Genomic DNA, 22,836 nt, shown 5'->3' on the forward strand with positions numbered 1-22,836 from the left:
CCCAACCTCCGCCTTTGCCGGTGACTCTTGCGCCTCAACTTCCCTTATTATGATGAACAAGTGTTTAAATCCTGACCCGGATCAGCGGCGGGAATCGTTGTCTTGGCGCGGGGGCCGTGGCAGCATGTCGCCATTCGTTGAAGGAGGGTATTATGCTCCAACGCTTTTTTGCCGCCGTTGTCCTCTGCCTTTCTACCGGCCTCGTCGCCCCTGACGCGCTGGCTCAGGATGCCGTCCCCGAGCGGCGCGAGGTGGTCACCAAGGACGTCGATTTCTTCGGCTCCGATCTCGACCCGCTCTTCGACACCACGCTTCAGGCCTGCCGCAACCTCTGCTTTTCCAACACGGCCTGCCGCGCCTATACCTTCAACAGCCGCTCCAATTCCTGTTTCCCCAAAAGCGCCCTGTCCGAGACCAAACCCTACGACGGCGCGATTTCCGCCGAGGTCTTCAACACTGACGCGCGCGTCCTCGCGGATGCGCCCGCCCGCGCCGCCGATCTGGATTTCCTCAACCCCGACGATCTGAACCAGGCGCGAGCCCAAGCCACCGGCATCGGCGCGCGCCATCCCGGCGGCCAATGGGACGTGCCCGCCATGGTGAATGCCGCGCAGGACCGCATCGCGCAGCAGGATTACCTGAATGCCATGCGCTGGATGGGCGCCGCCGTGGCCCGTTCCGACGCCGCCGACCAATGGGCCGAGTACGCCCGCCTGTCGCTGCTGATCCCGACGCAGAACAACTCCGAGAAACGCAATTACGCAAACCGCGCCTTTCAGGCTGCGACCAATGCCTACCTGCGCGCACCCAGTGACCCGGCTCGCATCAACGCGCTTCTGCTCATGTCCCAGGCGCTCGAAACGATGGGCCGGGGTCAGGCCACCGTGCCCACCCTGCGCCTTGCCGAATCTATCCAACCGCGCGACGACGTGATGACCGCGCTCGATGCCGCCATCGCCAAGTACGGCTTTCGCATCACCGATCACCGCGCCGACAGCGACAGCGCCCAGCCGCGCCTCTGCGCCGAATTCTCCGAGCCTTTGGTCGAGGCCGGCACCGATTACACGCCCTTCGTCCGCCTGCCCGATCCCGGCCTCGTGGTACAGCCAGACGGCAACCAGATCTGCATCGCCGGCGTCCAACACGGCGAACGCTACCGCGTCACCTTCCGCGAGGGGCTGCCCGCCGCCAGCGGCGAAACCCTTCAGCGCGACACCGACATCACCCTTTACGTCCGCGACCGCTCTCCGCGTGTCAGCTTTCCGGGCCGGGCCTACATCCTGCCCAAGGCCGCCGACACTGCCCTGCCGATCGAGACCGTCAATCTCGACGAGGTCGAGCTGCTCCTGCGCCGCGTCTCCGACCGCAACCTTCTGCGCACCATGCAGGAGGATTACTTTGGCCGCCCTCTCAGCCAGCACCAGGAGCGCCAATTCAACTCCGAAATCGCCGAGGAGGTCTGGACCGGCACCGGCGACGTGCAGAACACGCTCAATCGCAACATGACCACCCGCCTGCCGCTGGGCGAGGTGCTGGCCGACCAGCCTCCGGGCATCTACGCCCTGACCGCCAGCATCGAAGGCGCCGACAGCTATGACAACCCCGGCGCCACGCAATGGTTCGTGCTGACCGACCTTGGCCTGACCACGCTTAAGGGCAATGACGGCCTGCATGTCTTCGTGCGCGGGCTGGCCGATGCACAGGCGGAATCCGGCGTCGAACTCTCCCTGCTCTCGCGCTCCAACCGCGTGCTTGGAACGGCGACGACCGACGACCAGGGCCATGCCCTTTTCGCGCCCGGCCTGACCCGTGGCACCTCCGGCGCCGCCCCGGCGCTGTTGCTGGCCAAGGCGGGCGACGATGACATGGCCTTCCTGTCGCTCACCGATCCCGCCTTCGACCTGTCGGATCGCGGCGTCGAGGGTCGCCGCCCCGCGCCCCCCAATCGACGTTTTCCTCGCCACCGACCGCGGCGCCTACCGCCCGGGCGAGGTGATCCACGCCACAGCCCTTGCCCGTGACAACGTGGCCGAGGCGATCCCCGGCCTGCCTCTGACGGCCATCCTGCGCCGCCCCGACGGCGTGGAATATTCCCGCCAGCTTTCCGGCGATGACGATGCGGGCGGCCATGTCTTTACCCTGCCCGTCGGCACATCCGTCCCCACCGGCAGTTGGACACTCGACATCTTCTCGGACCCCGAGGAACAACCGCTGGTCAGCCGTACCCTGCTGGTCGAGGACTTCCTGCCCGAGCGCATCGACTTCGACCTTTCGCTGCCCGAGGGCCCCATCCGCCCCGGCGACACGCCGCCGCTCACAATCGACGCACGCTATCTCTTCGGCGCCCCCGGTGCCGGGCTGGTGGCCGACGGCAACGTGCGCCTCTCGGCGCGCACCACGCTCGACGACTTCCCCGGCTACAATTTCGGCCGTCACGACGACCTGGTCGGCACGCGTGTAAGCTACCTGCCCGGCGGCAAGACCGGCGCGGATGGCCAGCTTCAGATCGCCGCCGAAATTCCCGAATTCGACGTCACCGACCGCCCGTTCGAGGCCGACATCACCGTCACCCTGCAAGAGGGTTCCGGCCGCCCGGTCGAACGCAGGCTCAATCGCATGCTCGCCCCCGCCGGCCCCATGATCGGGATCAAGCCGATGGCCGACGGCGTGGTGGCCGAGGGCAGCCAAGCCCGTTTCCAGATCATCGGCATCTCGCCCGACCTCACACCCGTCCCGATGGACGTGAAATGGACCGTCAACCGCGTCACCACGCGCTACCAATGGTACCAGGATTACGGCTCGTGGAAGTGGGAGCCTATAACGACACGCGAACAGGTCGCCACCGGCGATGCCGCGCTGGGGTCCGATCCCCTGACCGTCTCTGCCCCCGTCGAATGGGGCCACTATGAACTGGTCGTGGAACGCACCGGCGGCGACTACGTCTCGTCCTCCACCGATTTCTACGCCGGCTGGTACGCCCCCGCCGACGCCAGCGACACGCCCGACACGCTGGATCTGTCACTGGACCAACCCGAATACACCCCCGGCGACACCGCCCAACTGCGCGTCGTGCCCCGCTATGCCGGCACCGCGCTGATCACCGTCATGTCGGGCCACGTCATCGAACGCCAGGCGGTCGAGGTCACCGAGGGCGAGAACACCATCCCGCTTTCCGTGACCGAGGACTGGGGCGCGGGCGCCTATGTCACAGCCCAGGTCATCCGCCCGATGAACGTCAGCGCGGGCCAGAACCCGGCGCGCTCGCTCGGCCTCAGCTACGCCAAGATCGCCCCGGGCGACAAGCAGCTGACCGTCTCCATAGACGCCCCCGACACCGCCGCCCCGCGCGGGCCGCTGGACATCACCGTCAACGTCGACGGGTTGGCGGATGGTCAGACCGGCTATGTCACCCTCGCCGCCGTCGACGTGGGCGTGCTCAACATCACCGGCTTCCAGTCGCCCGACCCGTCCGAGCACTACTTCGGCCAGCGCCGCCTCGGCGTGGAAATCCGCGACCTCTATGGCCGCCTCATCGACGGCATGAACGGCGCCGAGGGCCAGGTCCGCTCCGGCGGCGACGCGGGCAACCCCCTGTCCGGCACCCAGCCGCCCCCCACCGAGGACCTCGTCGCCTATTTCACCGGCCCGCTGGAAATCGGCCCCGATGGCACCGCGCTGGCCAGCTTCGACATGCCCGACTTCAACGGCACCGTCCGCTTCATGGCCGTCGCGTGGTCCCCCACCGCCGTGGGCCAGGCCGAGGACGAGACCATCGTGCGCGACCCCGTCGTCGTCACCGCCTCCCTGCCGCGCTTTCTCGCCCCCGGCGACGAAAGCCGACTGCTGCTGGAAATCCAGCACACCGAAGGGCCCACGGGCCGCATGGGCCTCGACGTCTCCGGCACCGGCCTCACTTTGGGTGGCGCCATCCCCTCCGGCCTCGAACTGGGCGAACAGGAGAAAACCACGCTCTCCCTGCCTATCACGGCGGGCGACGTGGGCGACGCTTCCGTGCGCATCGCCCTCACCACGCCCGACGGCAAACACCTGACCAAGGACATGCCGCTGGGCATCCGCTCCAACGATCCGGTCATCGCCACCACCCGCCGCTTCTCGCTCGGCGCGGGCGACAGCTTCACGCTGGGTGACGACGTCTTCGCAGACCTGCGCCCCGACACGGCCAGCGCCATCCTCGCCGCCGGGCCGCTTGCGAAACTCGACGCGCCCCGGCTTCTGGCCGCGCTCGACCGCTACCCCTACGGCTGCACCGAACAGGTGGTCAGCCGCGCCATGCCGCTGCTTTACTTCAACCAGGTCGCCGCCGCGATGGGCCTCGCCTCCGAGGCCGATGCGCAAAAGCGCATCGACCAATCCATCGCCCGCATCCTGACCCGGCAATCCTCCGGCGGCAGCTTCGGCCTCTGGCGGGCAAGTTCCGGCGATTTCTGGCTCGACGCCTATGTGGCCGACTTCCTATCGCGCGCCAAATCCGAAGGCTTCGACGTCCCCGACACCGCGTACACCATGGCGATGGACAACCTGCGCAACCGCGTCAACTACGCCCCCGACTTCGACTCCGGCGGCGAAGACATCGCCTACGCCCTCATGGTCCTCGCCCGCGAGGGGGCCGCCCGCATGGGCGACCTGCGCTACTACGCGGACGTCAAGGCCGAGGCCTTCGCCACGCCCCTGGCCCAGGCCCAGCTTGGCGCCGCCCTTGCCTTCTACGGCGACCAGACCCGCGCCGACCGCATGTTCGCCGCCGCGCAACAACGCATCAATCAGACCTCCGGCGACGAAGGCCAGGTCTGGCGTGCTGACTATGGCACCCGCCTGCGCGACCGCGCCGGCGTTCTGACCCTCGCGACCGAGGCGGGCAGCAATGCCGTCAACACCGACGCTCTGGCCAGCGCCATCACCGCCGAAGGCCCGCACATGTCGACACAGGAACAGGCGTGGTCCCTTCTGGCCGCCCGCGCGCTTCTCAGCGACCCCTCCGTCTCGGGTCTCTCGCTTGGTGGCGAGCCGGTCTCGGGCCCCTTCGTGCGCAACATCTCCGCCACGTCGCTCACGCCGCAGACCCTCACCAACACCGGCGCGAACGCCACCGACATCACGCTCACCACCCTCGGCGTGCCTCTGACGCCGCCCGCGGCCGGCGGCTATGGCTATGCCATCGAACGCAGCTATTTCGACATGGACGGCACGCCCGTGGACTTGTCGACAGTGCCCACCGGCACCCGCCTCGTCACCGTCCTGACGGTCCGCCCCTTCGAGAAAGGCGAGGCGCGGCTCATCATCGACGACCCTCTGCCCGCCGGGCTGGAGATAGACAACCCGAACCTGCTGCGCTCGGGCGACGTGAACGCGCTCGACTGGCTCGACCCGGCCAATGCCGAACATTCAGAGTTCCGCGCCGACCGCTTCATTGCCGCCGTCGACTGGCGCTCGGACAAGGCCTTCCGCCTCGCCTATATCGTCCGCGCGATCAGCCCCGGCAGCTATCACCACCCGGCAGCCTCGATCGAGGACATGTACCGCCCGCAATACCGCGCCCGCTCGGCCACCGGGCGGATGACGGTCACGGCAGAATGACGGGCAAGACCGTCGCCACGATCACTTGGCGCGCGCTCTATTGCGAGGGGCAGGACACCTGCCGCCTCGCCCGCGCCGATCACGGCTGGCTGCTGGTCGGCCACGCCCGTTTTCACGACGATGACGGTTTCGCCGCGCTGGATTACGTCGTGCGCTGCTCTGAGGACTGGCAGACCCTCGACGCCGATATCGCCGGCACCCATGGCGAGATGGACGTCCGCCTGCATATCGACCACCGCAATGGCGAATGGCTGCTGAACGAGACACCGCAACCCGGGCTGAAGGACGCAACCGACATCGACCTCAGCTTCACCCCCGCCACCAACCTCATGCCCCTGCGCCGCCTTGCGAAACAGCAGGACGACACCCTGACCACCCGCGCCGCGTGGCTGCGCTACCCCGCTGCCACGTTGGCGCCGCTGGATCAGACCTATAAACGTACGCAAACGTATGGCGTGATCGACTACCGCGCCGAACAGACCGACTATACGACTACGCTCGAGGTAAACGACGCGGGCTTCGTCACCGACTATCCCGGCCTCTGGCACGCGGAAGACCAGCATGTTCCGCTTTGACCGCCTCCTCCTCTTGCTGGCGCTCACGCTCTTCGCCGCCGGCCTCGGGCGCGACAAGCTCGACAGTTGGATCGCCGCCACCGACCTCCCGCCCCTCCTGACTCCGCTTTCCACCGAGGTCCGCGACCGCAACGGCAAACTCCTGCGGGTCTACACCGTCGAGGAAGGCCGCTGGCGTCTCGGCGCCACGCCCGACGCGGTGGACGCGGGCTATCTCGACATGCTCATCGCCTACGAGGACAAACGCTTTTACACCCATTCCGGCGTCGACCCCCGCGCCATCCTCCGCGCGACCGCGCAGGCCATCTGGAACGGCGAGGTCGTCTCCGGCGCTTCCACCCTGACCATGCAGGTCGCGCGGCTGCTCGAGGACAGCGGCACCGGCCAGCTCAGTGGCAAGCTCCGACAGGCCCGCGTCGCGCTGGCGTTGGAGCGTCGTCTCACCAAGGCACAGATCCTCCAACTCTACCTCGAACGCGCCCCCTTCGGCGGCAATATCGAAGGCGTCCGCGCCGCCAGCTACGCATGGTTTGGCAAGGACCCCCGCCGCCTGACACCCGCCGAAGCCGCCCTCTTGGTGGCCCTGCCCCAATCGCCCGAATCCCGCCGCCCCGACCGGCACCACTTTCAGGCCGCCGAGGCCCGCGCCCGCGTCCTCGCCCGCGCAGAACGCGACGGCCTGCTGACGCCCGGCGCGGTCACGGCCGCCCTGACCGAGCCGGTGCCTCACACCCGCCGCGCCTTCCCGTCCCTCGCGCCGCACATGGCCGACCGCGCGGTCTCGGACGATCCCGCGCGCCTGCGCCATGACCTCACGCTCGACGCACCCCTGCAAGCCTCCCTTGAACGCCTCGCCACGCACAGCCTGCGCGACCTGCCCGCCGATGTCTCCATCGCCATGATGATCGCCGACCACCAGACCGGCGACATCCTCGCCTCCGTCGGCTCCGCCACTTATGGCATCGGCGACGCACGCTCCGGCTTCGTCGACATGACCCGCGCCAAGCGCTCCCCCGGCTCCACCCTCAAGCCGTTCATCTACGCCATGGGTTTCGACCGCGGCCTTGCCCATCCTCAGACGCTGATCCACGACCGCCCCGTCGCCTTCGGCACCTACGCGCCACAGAATTTCGACGGCGCCTTCCGGGGCGAGCTGACCGTGGCCGACGCCCTGCGCCAGTCGCTCAACATCCCCGTAGTTCTTCTGCTGGACGAGATCGGCCCCGCCCACCTGCTCGACACCCTGCGCCGCACGGGCGTGCGCACCGAACTGCCCGGCGACCAGCCCGGCCTCGCCGTCGGCCTTGGCGGCCTCGGCATTACGCTCGAAGGCATGACCACCGCCTACGCCATGCTGGCAAATGGCGGCCACACCCGCCCGCTGAACTGGCGTCAGGGCGCCCTCAAACATACGCCCTCGAGTGTTTTGAACCGCGCCGCCGCTTGGCACGTGGCCGACATCCTCGCGGGCCTCGCCCCACCGCCCGGCGCGCCCAAGCGCCGCCTCGCCTACAAGACCGGCACCTCATATGGCCACCGCGACGCCTGGGCCGTGGGCTTCGACGGCCGCCACGTCGCCGTCGTCTGGATCGGCCGCCCCGACGGCACGCCCGTCCCCGGCGCCTTCGGCGGGGACCTCGCCGCGCCGGTGCTGTTCGAGGCGTTCCAGCGCCTGAAACCCAAAGCCGACCCCCTGCCGCCGCCTCCGCCAGAGGCGCTGCTATTGCCCACCGCCCGCCTGCCGCAACCGCTGCGCCGCTTCGCCGGCCGCGACGCGGTGTTCCAGCCGTCCGAGGATGCGCCCAAGCTGATCTTCCCCCCCGCCGGCGCCCGCCTGCCCATTCAGGACGGTCGCCTGACGGTCAAACTGCGCGACGGCAAGCCGCCCTTCACATGGCTCGCCAACGGTACGCCGCAGAAAACCGGTACCCGCCGCCGCGAGGCCGAATTGACCGGCCTCGCCCAGGGCTATTCCAAGCTGTCGGTGATCGACGCGATGGGTCGCTCCAGCAGCGTCACCGTCTGGATCGACTGAGGCACCCGATTTCTTGAAAAGAAATCGCCCCGGAAACTTTCAAAGATTCCGGGCACGGCGCATCACATCCGCTCGATGGCCACGGCAATCCCTTGCCCGCCGCCAATACACATCGTGATCAGAGCCATTTTGCCGCCGATCCGCTCCAGCTCGTGAAGCGCCTTCACTACAAGGATCGCCCCCGTGGCCCCCACCGGGTGGCCCAGCGCAATCGCGCCGCCATTGGGGTTCACCTTGTCCGTATCCAGCCCCAGCCCGCGATTCACCGCAATCGCCTGCGCCGCAAAGGCCTCGTTCGATTCGATCACATCGAAATCCCCGGCGCTCAGCCCGGTCTTTTTCAGAAGGCTTTCCACCGCCGGCACCGGCCCGATCCCCATCACCTCGGGGCGCACACCCGAATGGGCATACCCAAGCACGCGCGCCTTGGGCTTCAGCCCCGCCTTCTCGGCGGCCTCGGCGCGGGCAAAGACCAGCGCCGCGGCGCCATCATTGATCCCGCTGGCGTTGCCGGCCGTCACCGTGCCGTCCTTCTGAAACGCCGCGCGCAGCCCGGCCAGCCCCTCGGCGGTCGTCGGCTTGGGATGCTCGTCCGTCTCGAACGCCACCATGTCGCGCTTCACCCGTACCTCGACCGGCACGATCTGGCTGGCGAAGTGCCCCGCCTCGATGGCCTTCGCCGCGCGGTTCTGGCTTTCCAGCGCAAATGCGTCCTGATCTTCGCGGCTGACGTCATGCTCGGACGCCACGTTCTCGGCGGTCACGCCCATATGCCCCGTGCCAAAGGGACAGTTCAGCGCCCCCAGCATCATGTCCAGTGTGCGCACGTCGCCCATCTTGGCGCCCCAGCGCTGATCCGGCACGATAAAGGGCGAGCGGCTCATGTTCTCGGCCCCGCCCGCGACGCCGAACTCGGCATCGCCCAGCATCAGCGATTGCACCACCGAGGCCACCGCCTGCGCGCCCGACCCGCAAAGGCGGTTCACGTTCATCGCCGGCGTGGTCTCGGGTATGCCCGCCTCCATCGCCGCGACCCGGCTCAGGTACATGTCGCGCGGCTCGGTGTTGATGACATGGCCGAAAACCACGTGGCCGACCTGCCCCGGCTCTACGCCCGACCGCTCCAGCGCGGCCTTGGTTGCGATGGCCCCCAACTGCGCCGGCGGCGTGCCCGCCAGCGATCCGCCAAATGTGCCGATGGCGGTGCGCGCACCATCCAGAAGAACGATATCCGTCATGAGAGCCTCCCTATATCATTATTCCGATCATCGCCGCCAACTGCACATCCCGCAACCCCAACGTGCCGTCACGGCACCAGCGGCACCGGGCCGTCTTCCGCCAGGACCCACGCATCCCGCCCCTCGAACACGGCCAGTTGCAAGGGCCGCCCCCAGCCCGTGCCGCAATCCAGCGCGACGCGGTTGCCGTGATGCTCGGGCGCATTGACCGGCGTATGTCCGTGCACCACCAGCTTGCCATGGTCGCGGGTGTCGTAAAGGAACGGCTCGCGGATCCACATCAGATCTTCCGGCACCTGGCGCTCCAGCGGCGTACCCGGCGAAATCCCGGCATGGCACAGGAACAGGTCGTCCGTCTCATGGGTGTACGGCAAGGTACTCAGGAATTGCCGATGCAGGCCAGGTATCTTCTCGCGCCAGTCGCCTTCATACGTGGGCTTATACTCTCCGTAAGAGGCCAGCGTTTCACGCCCACCCAGGTTTCCCTGCATCCACCACTGAAAGCGCTCGGGTTCCATCCGGCCTTCCAGCGCATCCAGAAACATCTGATCGTGATTGCCCCTGAGCGCGGTCCAGTTCCGCCCCGCCGCGATCCCGTCGATCAGCGTCTGCAACACGCCACGGCTGTCCGGCCCCCGGTCGGTGTAGTCGCCAAGGAACACGATTCGCGCGTCCTCACCGCCGTTCTGCGCCACGCGGTCCAGCACGCGGTCAAGCTCGGTTCGGTAGCCATGAATATCGGGGATCACGTATATCGGTTCGGTCATGCCACAGACTTAATGCGCCACGGCCCGGCTGCAAACCCGTCTCAGGCGGCGACGGCCCCGAACGCCTCTGCCCCGTGATGCACGCGGTAGCTGTCGATGCCGATATCCCCCGACCAGCGCCACAGCGCAACCACGCCCTCGTCGCCGGTCTGGCACGCATGGGGCAGGTAGGTCGTATGATGCACCGAATGCCCTGCCATCATCTCGCGCTGCGCGTCGCCCGCCGTCCAAAGCGCCCGGCCTGCGATGATCACATAGGTCTCGACGGCGGCATGAGAATGCAGCCCATAGCGCGTATTGGGGCGCTGATAATAGAGACCCGCCCGCAGGGTCGGACAATACAGCGGCGCCTCAGGGCCCATCAGGTCCACCACCGAGAACAGCGCCTCGTCCTCGGGCTTCATCTGGCTCGACACCGGGTTATGGCCCCAGGGCAGCTCATCATACGCCGCCAAGGCCGCCCGGGCCACCGCCAAGGGCGAAGCCGTCAGCAGGACGCAGATCGCGTCCGTATCGCCGGGCGAGTCGTTCTTCAGCAGCGCAACCTCGGTCGCCGAGAGCAGCGCCGCGGCAGTCTCGGTGGCACACTCACGCCCCTCGGCGCGAAACACCGCCGCCATCTCGAACAGGAACTTCTGGAACGGATCGTGCATCGGAACCTCTTGGAGCGAATGCACCTTCCTTAGCGCGAACGGGCCGCCACGGCTTTCGCAGCAGCGACCCGGATATGGTCGTTTTTCGCAGGAGGACCCTTCAAGCAGTGCGCATCCGCGCGGAATCAAGGGCCGTCAGGCCCGCCGCGCGATCGCCCGCTGACCGAAAGGCGATTGCTCGCAATCGCCGAAAGGGGGGCGCCCGTCACGCCGGAGGCGTGCCGACTATGAACGGCGCACCTCTGGTGCGACGGGCTGGCAATCACGCGACACCCTCGCCCTCACCCCACATCGAACTCCAGCGCCCGGATCTGCTGAAACAGCCCCGTCTGGTGCAGCTTGGCAATGACGTCATCCGGCACCGGCGCATCCACGTAAAGCAGCGCAATCGCCTCGGCCCCCGCCGCCGACCGGCCCAGGGTAAAGTTGGCGATGTTCACACCATTACCGCCCAGCGTCTGGCCCAGCGCGCCGATGATGCCCGGCTCGTCACGGTTCGTCGTGTACAGCATGTGCTGCCCGATCTCGGCGTCGATGTTGATCCCCTTGATCTGGATAAAGCGCGGCTTGCCGTCGCTGAACACCGTCCCGCCAATCGACCGCTCGCGCTCCGCCGTCACGACGGTCAGCTTGATGTAACCCTCGAACGCGCCCGACTTGTCCTGCTTGGTGGTCGAGATCTTGATGCCCCGTTCCTTGGCGATGAGCGGCGCCGAGACCATGTTCACCTCCGGATTGACCGCCTTCATGATCCCCGCCACGGCCCCGGAGGTCAGCGCCTCCAGGTTCATTTCGCTGACCACGCCATCGTAAAGCAGGTTGATCGCCTTGATCGGCTCGTCCGTCATCTGCCCGATGAAATTGCCCAGATGATCGGCCAGCTTGATCCACGGTCCCATCACCTTGGCTTCCTCGGCGGTCACCGACGGCATGTTCAACGCGTTGGTCACGGCCCCCGTCAGCAGGTAATCCGACATCTGCTCGGCCACTTGAAGCGCCACGTTCTCCTGCGCCTCGCTGGTCGCAGCCCCCAAATGCGGCGTGCAGACGACGTTGGGCAGCCCGAACAGCGGGTTCTCTGTCGCCGGTTCCTCGGCAAACACGTCAAGCGCCGCGCCCGCCACATGCCCCGATTGCAGCAACTCCGCCAGCGCGGCCTCGTCCACCAGCCCACCTCGGGCACAGTTGACGATCCGCACACCCTTCTTGGTCTTGCCAAGGTTCTCACGGCTCAGGATGTTGCGCGTCGCATCAATCAGCGGCGTGTGCAGCGTGATGAAATCCGACCGCGCCAGCAGCGTATCGAGGTCCACCTTCTCGGCCCCCTTCTGCGCGATTTTCTCCTCGCTCAGCGTCGGGTCATAGGCGACCACCTTCATCTTCAGCCCCCGCGCCCGCTCGGCCACGACACCGCCGATATTGCCGATGCCGATGATGCCCAGCGTCTTGTTGGTCAGCTCGACCCCCATGAACTTGGACTTCTCCCACTTGCCGGCATGGGTGCTGGCGCTCGCCTCGGGGATCTGGCGCGCAACGGCGAACATCATCGCGATGGCGTGCTCGGCGGTGGTCACCATGTTGCCGAAGGGCGTGTTCATCACGATCACGCCTTTCTTGCTGGCCGCCGGCTTGTCGACATTGTCGGTGCCGATCCCGGCGCGACCGATGACCTTCAGGTTCCTGGCCGCCTCCAGGATCGTCGGCGTCACCTTGGTGGCCGAACGGATCGCCAAGCCGTCATAATCGCCGATCACCTCGGCCAGTTTTTCCTTGTCCTTGCCCAGTTCGGGCATGAAATCCACCTCGATCCCCCGGTCGCGGAAGATCTGCACGGCGGTTTCGGAAAGTTTGTCGGATACGAGTACCTTGGGCATGAGAAGCTCCGTGTCTTGCGGTGGTCCTGCCACCGCGTCGTTTGAAATGTAAAAGGCGCGGGCCCCTCAGCGGGCCGGCGCGCAATCAGGGTCGCCCGCTACCGGACCCAGCGGTCCATGTGCGGGAAACAGCGTTTGCCCTCCGCGTGGGGCGCATGGGGATCCGTGGTCAGCTCCAGCCACCCCAGAACCGGCACACCGGGCCCGCCACCGTCGCGAAACGCGTCCACGAGGTTGCCGGCCCCGCCTTGGTAGCCGTCGCCGTGAAACACGGTTTCCTCCGGAAGGCCCAGGTTCCGCACGGCGGCATAGGACCATGCCATGGCGGCCATTTCCTCTGCCTGTGTCGGCTTCAGCGCCGGCTGGTCTCGCCGCGCGGCATCGGCAACGGCAATATGACCGGCCTCGTGCAGGATATCGCCCGGATAGGCCAGCCGCGCCGCGTCGATGCACAGCGCGCCATCCCGGATGTCCAGCCCGGGAAGGAAGGTGGGTTCCGGCATGTCCACGGCCCGCACCTCGATGCCGATGCTTTCCACGAAATCGGCCAGCTGGCGCACCAGCGGATCGGCGAAGGTCATCAGACCGTTTCCGCCAGTGCCGCGATCTCGGCGTTGAACGCCCATTCGATCCACGGCATCAGCGCGGCCACATCGGCCGTCTCCACCGTGCCCCCGCACCAGATGCGCAGGCCCGGAGGCGCATCCCGATAGGCGCCCACGTCATAGGCCACGCCCTCGGCCTCCAGCCGCTTGGCCACGGCCTTGGCAAACGCCGCACCGTCGCTGATCCGGTCATCGGTGAACTTCAGGCAGACGCTGGTGTTCGACGCCGTGGCCGGGTCCTCGGCCAGGAACGCGACCCACTCATGCGTGCCGACGAAATCCGCCACCGCCTTGGTGTTGGCATCCGCCCGCGCCATCAGGCCACTCAGCCCGCCGACCGAGCGTGCCCAGTCGAGCGCCAGCAGGTAATCCTCCACCGCCAGCATCGACGGCGTGTTGATCGTCGCACCCTCGAAAATGCCCTCGTTCAGCTTGCCACCCTTGGTCAGTCGGAAAATCTTCGGCATCGGCCAGGGCGGCGTATAGCTCTCCAGCCGTTCCACCGCGCGGGGGCTCAGGATCAGCATCCCGTGCGCCGCCTCGCCGCCCAACACCTTCTGCCAAGAGAACGTCACCACATCCAGCTTGTCCCACGGCAGGTCCTGCGCAAACGCCGCAGAGGTCGCGTCACAGATCGTCAGCCCCTGACGGTCCGCCTTGATCCAATCGCCATCCGGCACGCGCACGCCGCTCGTCGTGCCGTTCCACGTAAAGACCACGTCATTGTCCGTATCCACGCCGTTCAGATCGACGATCTCGCCATACTCGGCTGTCTTGACCTCGGCATCGAGCTTCAGTTGCTTCACCGCATCGGTGACCCAGCCCGCGCCAAAGCTTTCCCAAGCCAGCATCTCGACCTTGCGTTCGCCAAGCAGGCTCCACATCGCCATCTCGACCGCGCCGGTATCGGACGCGGGCACGATGCCGACCTTGTAGTCGTCGGGAATCCCCAGCACCTCGCGCGTGCCGTCAATCGCGGCCTTCAGCTTGGCCTTGCCCACGGCGGCACGGTGCGACCGGCCCAACGGGGCGTCGTTAAGCTTGCTCAGGTCAAAAACGGGGGGTTTGGCACAGGGGCCGGAGGAAAAACGCGGATTCGCCGGCCGCGTCGCCGGGTAGTCAGTAGCCATTGCTGCTATCCTTCCAGATAAGCGCCCCTCGTTGGGGAGGGGTGTCCCAATTGTCTGGATACGCCTGTCGCCCGCAGCCCGCAAGCCTAGAAATCGCTTGCCAGCGGCAGTTCAGTGTACGGATGCGACCCGGACGGCTATCATAGGAAACTTCGTTTCGGCGCGCGTAGGGTGGGTGAAAACCCACGCGCTCCATCCCAAGCCGCGTGGTCGCCAGACCGCGGGATGGCGACCGCCAGCACTTCAGGGCACTTTATGTCAGCTAAATCCGGAAAACTTTTGATCGGCGCGCCGACGTCTCCCAATCGCCAGCTCGTCCGGGCGGTCTGGCGATCGCGCGGCAGCGCAGTGAGCTGCGCCTTGATTCCGCGCGGCCAATCATCCCCACCTAGAACCCCACCCCAACCTGCGCTATGCCGCACCTTAAGCGCACAGCGGAGACGCCCCCATGTTCACCACCACCCTCATCGCCCCTCCGGGCACACTCGACCCCGCCCTGGTCGAGAACCTGCGCAACGCCTGGGGCGGGTTCGACGCCCGCTGGCTCTCGCCCGACGAGGCGGCGGAGTTCGACATGGCCGCGCTCCCCGACAACCAATGGGAGGTCTGGGACAACCTGCAAACCCTGCGCACCGACCTTGTCGTCCAACCGTCCGAAAACCGCCGCAAGCGCATGTTGCTGGCCGACATGGACAGCACCATGATCCAGCAGGAGTGCATCGACGAACTGGCCGAGGAGGCCGGCGTCGGCGCTCATGTGAAAGACATCACCGCCCGGGCCATGAACGGTGAACTCGACTTCGAAGGCGCCCTTCTGGAACGCGTCGCGCTTCTGAAAGACCTTCCCGAAGACGTCATCGCCGAGGTGCTCGACACCCGCATCACCCTCATGCCCGGCGGCGCCACCCTGCTCGCTACGATGAAGGCCCACGGCGCCTACACCGCCCTCGTCTCGGGCGGCTTCACCGCCTTCACCTCGCATATCGCGACATTGCTCGGCTTTGACGAGAACCGCGCCAACACCCTGCTTGTCGAGAACGGCAAGCTCACCGGCGACGTTGCCCGTCCCATCCTGGGGCGCGCGGCCAAGGTGCAGGCGCTCGCCGACATCACCGCCCGCCTCAACATCTCCGACATCGACGTGCTGGCGGTGGGCGACGGCGCGAACGACCTCGGGATGCTCGCCCGCGCCGGCAGCGGCGTCGCGCTCCATGCCAAGCCCTCCGTCGCCGCCGAATGCGATCTGCGCATCAACCACGGCGATCTCACGGCGCTCCTTTACCTGCAAGGTTACGACCGCAACGATTTCCAGATCCTGTAGGGTGGGCGAAAGCCCATGCGCCCTCGGTCAGCCCGCAACAGTCCGCACACCCCGTCCCGGGCGTGACCCGGAACCTCACCGGCTGTGGCAACCGTCAACCTGCTCTTACTTCGCCGCAACCCCGCGCTGTACGTTTACTCTGCTACCAGCGACGCCAACACCGACGCGATACCACCCGAATACCGACGCGATACCGACGTCATTCCGGGCCTTCCGACGAGATTAACCTTCCGATTCGCCAATTCGCCTTGTCCCGCCCACGGCTTGCCCCTACGTTCCTCTTTGAAACCTCGGGGTGTCGACCGGCCAAGACCCGGCGACTGAGATGCACATCGCGAACCCGTTGAACCTGAACCGGCTGACACCGGCGGAGGGAAGGTCATGCACCCGCATCGCGCCGCCCCTTCCGCCGAAAGGGAGGATGCCATGAAACGCCTTGTTTTCACTGCGGGATGTCTGCTCACCGCCACGTCCGCGATGGCGCAGGACTCAAGCGGGACGCCCGAACTGACCGTCTACACCTATGACAGCTTCGTCGCCGACTGGGGCCCCGGCCCGCAGATCGAAGAGGCGTTCGAGGCCACCTGCAACTGCGATCTCAATCTCGTCGGCGTCGAGGACGGCGCGGCCCTTCTCGCCCGCGTCCGGCTGGAGGGGCAGAATACCGACGCCGACATAGTCCTCGGCCTCGACACCAACCTGATGGCCGCCGCCAAGGACACCGGCCTTTTCGCCGAACACGGCCAGTCCCCCGACCTCGATCTGCCGATCTCTTGGGACGACCCGGTCTTCCTGCCCTACGACTGGGGCTATTTCGCCTTCGTCCACGACAAGGACATGGACGCGCCCAAAAATTTCAAGGCCTTGGCCGACAGCGACACCTCCATCGTCATCCAGGATCCGCGCTCTTCCACGCCCGGCCTGGGCCTGCTGATGTGGGTCAAGACCGCCTATGGCGACGAGGCCCCGGCGATCTGGGAAGGCCTGTCGGACAACATCGTCACCGTCACCAAGGGCTGGACCGAAGCATACGGCCTTTTCCTCGAAGGCGAGGCCGACATGGTGCTTTCCTATACCACATCGCCCGCCTATCACCTGATCGCCGAGGAGGACGCCAGCAAGACCGCCGCCGCCTTCGACGAGGGCCATTACATGCAGGTCGAGGTAGCCGGGAAACTGGCCTCTACTGACCAGCCCGAACTGGTCGATCGCTTCCTCGCGTTCATGCTGACCCAGGACTTCCAGTCCGTCATCCCGACGACCAACTGGATGTATCCGGCCAAGGAGCTTGAGGGGGGCCTGCCCGACGGATTCGACACCCTGATCCAACCGGAAAAATCCCTGCTGCTCAGCGCCGAAGAGGCCGCCGCCGCCCGCGATGCAGCGCTGGATGAATGGCTGAACGCGCTCAGCCGCTAAGCGCCAGACCGGGATGGAGCGCCGCCGCCCTCGTGGCGGTGCTCATCTTCGGGGCGCTTCTGGCGGTCGCCCTGCGCGCCGAAACCGGGCGCGGCTTCAATGCTGCCGACTGGGCCGCCCTGCGCTTCACGCTGGTACAGGCCACCCTATCAGCCTTGTTTTCCGTGCTTCTGGCCATCCCCGTCGCCCGCGCCCTCGCCCGCCGCCGGTTCCGCGGCCGTAGCCTGCTGATTGCCCTTCTGGGCGCCCCGTTCATCCTGCCCGTGATCGTCGCCGTGCTCGGCCTGATCGAGGTCTTCGGGCGTGGCGGCTGGGTCAGCGCGGCCCTCGGCACGCTCAGCCTGCCTCCGGTGCAGATCTACGGGCTTCACGGCGTGGTCCTCGCGCATGTGTTCTTCAACCTGCCGCTTGCCACCCGCCTTGTCCTGCAAGGCTGGCAGGAAATTCCCGCCGAACGTTTCCGCCTTGCCACGCTTCTGGGCATCGATGGCTGGTCGATGTTCCGCGTGATCGAACTGCCCATGCTTCTGCGTCTAGTCCCCGGCGCCTTCACCGTGATTTTCGCCATCTGCCTCACCAGCTTTGCGGTCGCGCTCACCCTCGGCGGCGGGCCGCGTGCCACCACGATAGAACTCGCCATTTACCAAGCGTTCAGGTTTGACTTCGATCTTGGGCGGGCCGCGCTTTTGTCCGCCGTGCAGCTTGGCCTGACGGTTTTCGCCGGTGGCATCGCCCTCTGGCTGGCGCGCGGCGAAGGGTTCGGCTCCGGTCTCGACCGCGGGTTGCGCCGGTTCGACGGAAAAACGACCACCGCGCGGTGCATTGACGCGCTGTTCATCCTTGTCGCGGCAGTCTTCCTGCTCGTGCCGCTCATGGCCATCGCTCTGTCCGGCCTACCCGGCTTTGCCGACATGCCGGGCCAGGTCTGGACCGCCGCGCTCACCTCCCTATGGGTCGCCGCGCTCAGCACGGTCCTGCTGCTGTGCATGGCCTTGCCCATGGCCACCGCCATCGCGACAGAACGGGGCCGTATGGTTGAAATCGCGGGCCTTCTCGGCCTCGCCGCCTCGCCGCTCGTGATCGGCACCGGGCTCTTCATCGCCATCCGGCCCTATGCCAACCCCCAAGCCTTCGCGCTTCCCGTCACCGCGCTGGTCAACGCTATCACCGTCCTGCCCTTCGCGCTGCGCATCCTCGTGCCCCGCGCCCGCGATATCATGGCGCGCCAAGGCCGTCTCGGCCTGTCTCTCGGCATGGCCGGTTTGCCTTTTTTGCGCCATGTCCTGCTGCCCCGCCTGCGCCCGCAGATCGGCTTTGCCGCCGGTCTGGCCGCCGCCCTCTCGATGGGCGATCTCGGCGTCATCACGCTCTTTGCCGACCCGGACGTGGCCACCTTGCCATTGCAGATCTACCGCCTCATGGGCTCCTACCAGATGGAGGCCGCCGCCGCCGCGTCCTTCCTTCTGCTGATCCTGTCCTTCGGAGTCTTCTGGCTGCTGGACCGTGGGGGGCACCGCCATGCTGAAACTTGAGGGCGCGACCATCCGCAACGGCAGCTTCGCGCTGACCGCCGACCTCACCGTGCCAGACAGCGCGACCGTCGCGGTGATCGGCCCCTCCGGCGCGGGCAAGTCCACCCTGATCGAAGGGATCGCGGGCTTCCTGCCCGTGAAGCATGGCCGCATCACGTGGGACGGCATCGACATCACGGATCAGCCCCCGGGCGCCCGCCCCGTCGCCATGCTCTTTCAAGAGGACAACCTCTTTCCCCACCTGACGCTCGCGCAGAACGTGGGCCTCGGCCTGTCGCCCAACCTGCGCCTGTCGCAGGACGACAGGACCCGCGTCACAGCCGCGCTCGACCGTGTCGGTCTCGCCGGCATGGACACCCGCAAACCCGGCGAACTGTCGGGTGGCCAGCGCAGCCGCGCCGCACTGGCTCGCGTCATGCTTCAGGACAAGCCGCTGTTATTGCTCGATGAACCCTTCGCCGCGCTCGGCCCCGCCCTGCGGATGGAGATGCTCGACCTCGTGGCCGAGATCGCGGGGGAAACCGGCGCGACGATCATGATGATCTCCCACGCGCCAGAGGACGCCCGCCGCATCACGGCGCAGGCCATTCTCGTGGCCGATGCCACCGCTCACGCCCCGCAGCCGACCGCCGATCTTCTCGACGATCCGCCGCCGGTCCTGCGCGACTATCTCGGCTCCTGAGCCTTCATTTCAAAAGAAAAAGCGGCACGGGCCTCGGAGAGGTCGGGCACAGATATGATCATCTGGGGAATGTGCCCGCTTGCCGGCCCGTGCCGCGCCCCGGGATTTCATAAAAGGTTCCGGGGTATTAATTGGGGCGTGCGCAAAGGATGGGGAAAAACACGCACGCCCCGGCCGAGTGGCGGCTTATGCCGGCAGGATGCCCGCCTCTTGCCCGGCGGCGATCTCGTCTTCGCTCAGCAGGCCATCTGCGTTCGCATCCAGCTGCTCGAACGTGCCGGTCGGTGCTTCGGGCATCGCGGCCTGGAATTCTTCCATCGAGACCATGCCATCGCCGTCGGTATCCGCATCCATGGCAAAGGCCATCGCCGGGACGGTCAGGGCAAACGCGAACGTCGCTGCAGAAAGTGTCTTGGTCATCTTTGGTTTCCCTTTTCTGGGTTCAGGTTGTCCGGGGCGTTGCTGCCCGCGGACCCTCAACATGGGCGCACCATTCCATCCCCGGAAGACACGTCGCCGGACAGGCGGTGATCGCGCGAAAACAGGCCCAAAGCGCCCGGTTTCCTCGGCACCGTACTGCCGGCAATCGGCAGGGAAACGCCACGGCGCGGAAAGCAGCGCATGGCAGATACGGCAATCGGCAGAATGTCGTCAAACGCGCCGCGACACCTTGCAGACTCAGGCCAGCAGCCCATCCACCGGCTTTACGATTCCCGTCCGCACCTTGCGACGGTTCAGGATCGGCGCGTTCATGAATTTCAGGGTCGCCGGATGCTCGGCCTCCAGCACCCCGATCCGCACCAGCAGGGCCGCGATGGTGCAATTGGCCGCCCGCGTGCTGCCATCGGCGGCCTTCAACGCGATCCCCAGTTTTTTCGTCGGCGCGATGGCCACGAAAAAGCCCTCGGCCCCGGTCTTCAGCGCCACAGGCTCATGGCAGGCCTTCATCAGCTCGGTACAGGCGCGTTTCTCGCCCGCCACTAACAGGGGGTTGGCAATCATCGCCTCTCGCAGCCGCACCGCAGCATCCTGCCGCGCACCGCCGCCCGTCGTGGCATTGGCGAACCAGCCCATCGCCCGGCCGATCCCCCGCATCGTGGTGATCGAATTGGGCGCGTTACAGCCATCGGGGGCAAAACCCGGGCTGCGCTCTCCGGTCAGTTCCTCGAACGCCTCGAAACAGGCGCGCTGCACCGGGTGGTCGGGATCGACATAGTCCGGCCCGCCGTTCAGGTGCTTCGACAAGGTCATGAACCCTGCATGCTTGCCGGAACAGTTGTTATGCACCTGGCAGGGCGAACCGTCGGTCTTGATCAGGTGGTTGAACGCTTCGCGGTCCTGCGGCATCTGCGGGCCACAGCGGAAATCGTCATCCGTGTAGCCCAGACCGTGAATCCACTCGGTCACCGCATCCGTATGCACCGCCGCGCCCTGGTGCGACGCACAGGCCAGCGCCAGCTGCTGCTGGGTCAGGCCAAAGGCATCCGCCGCGCCACTGTCCACCAGCGGCATCGCCTGGATCATCTTGGCCGAGCTGCGCGGATAGATCACCGCATCCGGGTCCCCCCACGCCTCGATCACCTCGCCCTGTCCGTTACAGATCACGGCATGGCCCAGATGCAGGCTTTCCACAATGTCTCCGCGCCAGATTTCGGTCAGGGGAACGGCATTGGTCACTTGGGGCCTCCGGTCGTCAGGCAGGTCTTCTCGGCGCATCATTCCTGCGGCGAAAATTCGCCAATTGCACCTTTCATGTCTCGCGTGTTTCAGGCTAGTATTGCAATGTCGAGAAAGAAATGGCTGCACGTGCAGAAAATTCCGTCAGGGGATGGGGCAGCCAAGGACAATTGAGGTTTAGGACAGCTTGGAGGCTGGACAAATGGGATCACTGAAAGCATTCGGCATCGCCGGGGCCCTTATGGCCATGGCCGCGTCGGGCGCAAGCGCACAAGAAGAAAGCACCAATCAGGTCGCCGCGAAAACCGCGTGGAGCGTGTTCGAGGATTCCGACCCGAAAGAGTGCTGGGCCGTCAGTTCACCCACTGAGACGGTCAACACCAAGGATGGGCGCGTTGTCGCCGTTCGCCGTGGCGACATCCTGATGATGACGTTCTTCCGGCCCGGTGCCGGCGTGAATGGCCAGATCACCTTTACCGGCGGCTACCCCTTCGCGGGCGGCTCGACTGTGAACGTGAATATCGGCGGAACCGAGTTCGAAATGTTCACCGAAGGCGAATGGGCCTGGCCCGCCAGCGCGTCCGATGATGCCAAGATCATCGCGGCGATGAAGCGCGGTGTGGATGCCGTTCTGACGGCGCGGTCCTCGCGCGGGACGGTCACCAAGGACACGTTCTCGCTCTTGGGCTACACCGCCGCTCTCGAAGAAGCCGAAAAGCGCTGCCAGTGACCCCTACTATTCGCTAGCCAATGACGTCGCGCGGAGCTGCCGCGCGGCGCAACCGGTCGTTTATGGCGCGGCCAAGCCCCGTGTCGGGGATCGGGGCCACGGCTATACCGACCGCATTCGCGGCGTCCAGCCTGTGCAGATAGCCAAAGAGGTTTGCCGCCGCTTCCACAAGATCGCCGGTGGGCGACAGGTTCAGGTCGCTCTCCACCGGCCCGAAGCCCAGCATCACCTCGCCCTCTGCCGCCTGCGTCGCGTTCAGTCGCACCGCCGCCCCCGGCGCGTAATGCGAGGTCATCTGCCCCGGCGCGGTCAGCGTACCGCCCTCGATATGCCGCTGCAGCGATGTGCCCAGCGCGGCCTCGATCGCTTCTGCCGGTATGCCGCCGGGTCGCAACAGGGTTGGCGCGCCCTCCAGCCCCAGAATCGTCGATTCCAGCCCTACATCACAGGCCCCGCCTGCGACGATCGCCTCGATCCGGCCTGACAGGCCCGCCGCCACATGCGCCGCCTCGGTCGGGCTGATCCGGCCCGACGGGTTGGCCGACGGCGCCGCCACCGGCCCGCCGAATGTCCGCAACAGGCTTTGCGCCACCGGATGCGCCGGCACCCGCACCGCCAGCGTCGGCAGCTCCGCTGTCACCAGCGGCGACAGGCCCGCATCGCCCCGGATCGGCAATACCAGCGTGATCGCCCCGGGCCAGAAGGCCGAGGCGACGATTTCCGCCGCGTCGGACCACTCCACCAGCTTCTGCGCCGTCGCGATGTCCGGCACATGCACGATCAGCGGGTTGAACCGGGGCCGCCCCTTGGCCTCGAAGATCCGCGCAACCGCATGATCGTTCCGCGCATCAGCCCCTAGCCCGTAAACTGTCTCGGTCGGAAAGGCGACAAGCCCGCCGTCGCGCCAGACCTGTGCCGCCTGCGCATAGCCGTCCGCATCTGCGGCAAGGTGTCGTGTCTCAAGTGTCATGCTCGGTCTGACGCCGCGTTTCGGTTGCCGTAA

The 22,836-nt window shown here is 66.7% G+C and carries 18 protein-coding genes and 1 riboswitch; of the genes, 9 read left to right on the forward strand and 9 right to left on the reverse strand.

The window, feature by feature from the left end:
* The first annotated feature begins 152 nt into the window (after positions 1-152).
* From FIU86_RS23125 to pbpC, 4 genes are read left to right on the forward strand one after another with little or no spacing between them, the layout of a single operon-like run.
* On the forward strand, positions 153-2,021 hold the full coding sequence (locus FIU86_RS23125) for a PAN domain-containing protein (RefSeq protein WP_368373140.1): 1,869 nt from the start codon (positions 153-155) through the stop codon (positions 2,019-2,021).
* Positions 1,993-5,595, forward strand: coding sequence for an alpha-2-macroglobulin (locus FIU86_RS18105; protein ID WP_368373165.1), 3,603 nt, complete (start codon positions 1,993-1,995; stop codon positions 5,593-5,595). Before FIU86_RS23125 ends, FIU86_RS18105 begins: the two co-directional genes overlap by 29 nt.
* Positions 5,592-6,170 carry a putative glycolipid-binding domain-containing protein gene (locus tag FIU86_RS18110; protein WP_152476358.1) on the forward strand — a complete coding sequence of 193 codons (579 nt, stop codon included), beginning with the start codon at positions 5,592-5,594 and terminating at the stop codon, positions 6,168-6,170. The genes FIU86_RS18105 and FIU86_RS18110 overlap by 4 nt, the downstream gene beginning before the upstream one ends.
* Positions 6,157-8,205 carry a penicillin-binding protein 1C gene (gene pbpC, locus FIU86_RS18115; protein ID WP_152476359.1) on the forward strand — a complete coding sequence of 683 codons (2,049 nt, stop codon included), beginning with the start codon at positions 6,157-6,159 and terminating at the stop codon, positions 8,203-8,205. Before FIU86_RS18110 ends, pbpC begins: the two co-directional genes overlap by 14 nt.
* A gap of 62 nt (positions 8,206-8,267) precedes the next feature.
* Here the strand turns inward: pbpC and FIU86_RS18120 are convergent, their stop codons facing one another.
* The 6 genes from FIU86_RS18120 to FIU86_RS18145 all read right to left on the reverse strand — a co-directional run bounded on the left by FIU86_RS18120 (position 8,268) and on the right by FIU86_RS18145 (position 14,472).
* Entirely contained in the window at positions 8,268-9,443 is a 1,176-nt protein-coding gene (locus FIU86_RS18120; RefSeq protein ID WP_152476360.1) for an acetyl-CoA C-acyltransferase family protein, read from the reverse strand.
* A gap of 68 nt (positions 9,444-9,511) precedes the next feature.
* On the reverse strand, positions 9,512-10,210 hold the full coding sequence (locus FIU86_RS18125) for a metallophosphoesterase family protein (RefSeq protein ID WP_152476361.1): 699 nt from the start codon (positions 10,208-10,210) through the stop codon (positions 9,512-9,514).
* Positions 10,211-10,251: 41 nt separating this feature from the next.
* Positions 10,252-10,863, reverse strand: a complete 612-nt coding sequence (locus FIU86_RS18130; protein WP_152476362.1) for a dimethylsulfonioproprionate lyase family protein — start codon at positions 10,861-10,863, stop codon at positions 10,252-10,254.
* A 281-nt stretch (positions 10,864-11,144) separates the two neighbouring features.
* Positions 11,145-12,737, reverse strand: a complete 1,593-nt coding sequence (gene serA / locus FIU86_RS18135) for a phosphoglycerate dehydrogenase (protein WP_152476363.1) — start codon at positions 12,735-12,737, stop codon at positions 11,145-11,147.
* Positions 12,738-12,835: 98 nt separating this feature from the next.
* Positions 12,836-13,318: a hypothetical protein gene (locus FIU86_RS18140; protein WP_152476364.1), complete on the reverse strand. Its 483-nt coding sequence runs from the start codon at positions 13,316-13,318 to the stop codon at positions 12,836-12,838.
* Positions 13,318-14,472, reverse strand: coding sequence for a phosphoserine transaminase (locus FIU86_RS18145; RefSeq protein ID WP_152476365.1), 1,155 nt, complete (start codon positions 14,470-14,472; stop codon positions 13,318-13,320). The genes FIU86_RS18140 and FIU86_RS18145 overlap by 1 nt, the downstream gene beginning before the upstream one ends.
* Positions 14,473-14,920: 448 nt before the next feature.
* On the opposite strand from FIU86_RS18145, the gene serB reads away from it, so the two are divergent.
* The 4 genes from serB to FIU86_RS18165 all read left to right on the forward strand — a co-directional run bounded on the left by serB (position 14,921) and on the right by FIU86_RS18165 (position 19,426).
* Entirely contained in the window at positions 14,921-15,793 is an 873-nt protein-coding gene (serB, locus tag FIU86_RS18150; RefSeq protein WP_152476366.1) for a phosphoserine phosphatase SerB, read from the forward strand.
* A 281-nt stretch (positions 15,794-16,074) separates the two neighbouring features.
* Positions 16,075-16,186: riboswitch (TPP riboswitch) on the forward strand.
* Between the two features lie 33 nt (positions 16,187-16,219).
* Positions 16,220-17,212 (forward strand): thiamine ABC transporter substrate binding subunit, encoded by a 993-nt coding sequence (gene thiB / locus FIU86_RS18155; RefSeq protein WP_152476367.1) that lies wholly within the window; start codon positions 16,220-16,222, stop codon positions 17,210-17,212.
* Positions 17,188-18,744: a thiamine/thiamine pyrophosphate ABC transporter permease ThiP gene (locus FIU86_RS18160; RefSeq protein WP_152476368.1), complete on the forward strand. Its 1,557-nt coding sequence runs from the start codon at positions 17,188-17,190 to the stop codon at positions 18,742-18,744. The genes thiB and FIU86_RS18160 overlap by 25 nt, the downstream gene beginning before the upstream one ends.
* Entirely contained in the window at positions 18,731-19,426 is a 696-nt protein-coding gene (locus tag FIU86_RS18165; protein ID WP_152476369.1) for an ATP-binding cassette domain-containing protein, read from the forward strand. The genes FIU86_RS18160 and FIU86_RS18165 overlap by 14 nt, the downstream gene beginning before the upstream one ends.
* A 186-nt stretch (positions 19,427-19,612) precedes the next feature.
* On the opposite strand, the gene FIU86_RS18170 is transcribed toward FIU86_RS18165, so the two are convergent.
* Together FIU86_RS18170 and FIU86_RS18175 are read right to left on the reverse strand one after the other, a co-directional pair.
* Entirely contained in the window at positions 19,613-19,846 is a 234-nt protein-coding gene (locus tag FIU86_RS18170) for an EF-hand domain-containing protein (RefSeq protein ID WP_152476370.1), read from the reverse strand.
* 258 nt (positions 19,847-20,104) lie between these two features.
* Positions 20,105-21,103 carry an asparaginase gene (locus tag FIU86_RS18175; protein ID WP_254703880.1) on the reverse strand — a complete coding sequence of 333 codons (999 nt, stop codon included), beginning with the start codon at positions 21,101-21,103 and terminating at the stop codon, positions 20,105-20,107.
* Between the two features lie 202 nt (positions 21,104-21,305).
* On the opposite strand from FIU86_RS18175, the gene FIU86_RS18180 reads away from it, so the two are divergent.
* A complete protein-coding gene (locus FIU86_RS18180) occupies positions 21,306-21,833 on the forward strand; it encodes a hypothetical protein (RefSeq protein ID WP_254703881.1) in 528 nt (175 codons plus the stop codon).
* A 13-nt stretch (positions 21,834-21,846) separates the two neighbouring features.
* Here the strand turns inward: FIU86_RS18180 and FIU86_RS18185 are convergent, their stop codons facing one another.
* Positions 21,847-22,803, reverse strand: a complete 957-nt coding sequence (locus FIU86_RS18185; protein WP_152476371.1) for an L-threonylcarbamoyladenylate synthase — start codon at positions 22,801-22,803, stop codon at positions 21,847-21,849.
* Between the last annotated feature and the right edge of the window lie 33 nt (positions 22,804-22,836).

The organism is Roseovarius sp. THAF9 (genome assembly GCF_009363715.1).
In the GTDB taxonomy this organism is placed as follows: domain Bacteria; phylum Pseudomonadota; class Alphaproteobacteria; order Rhodobacterales; family Rhodobacteraceae; genus Roseovarius.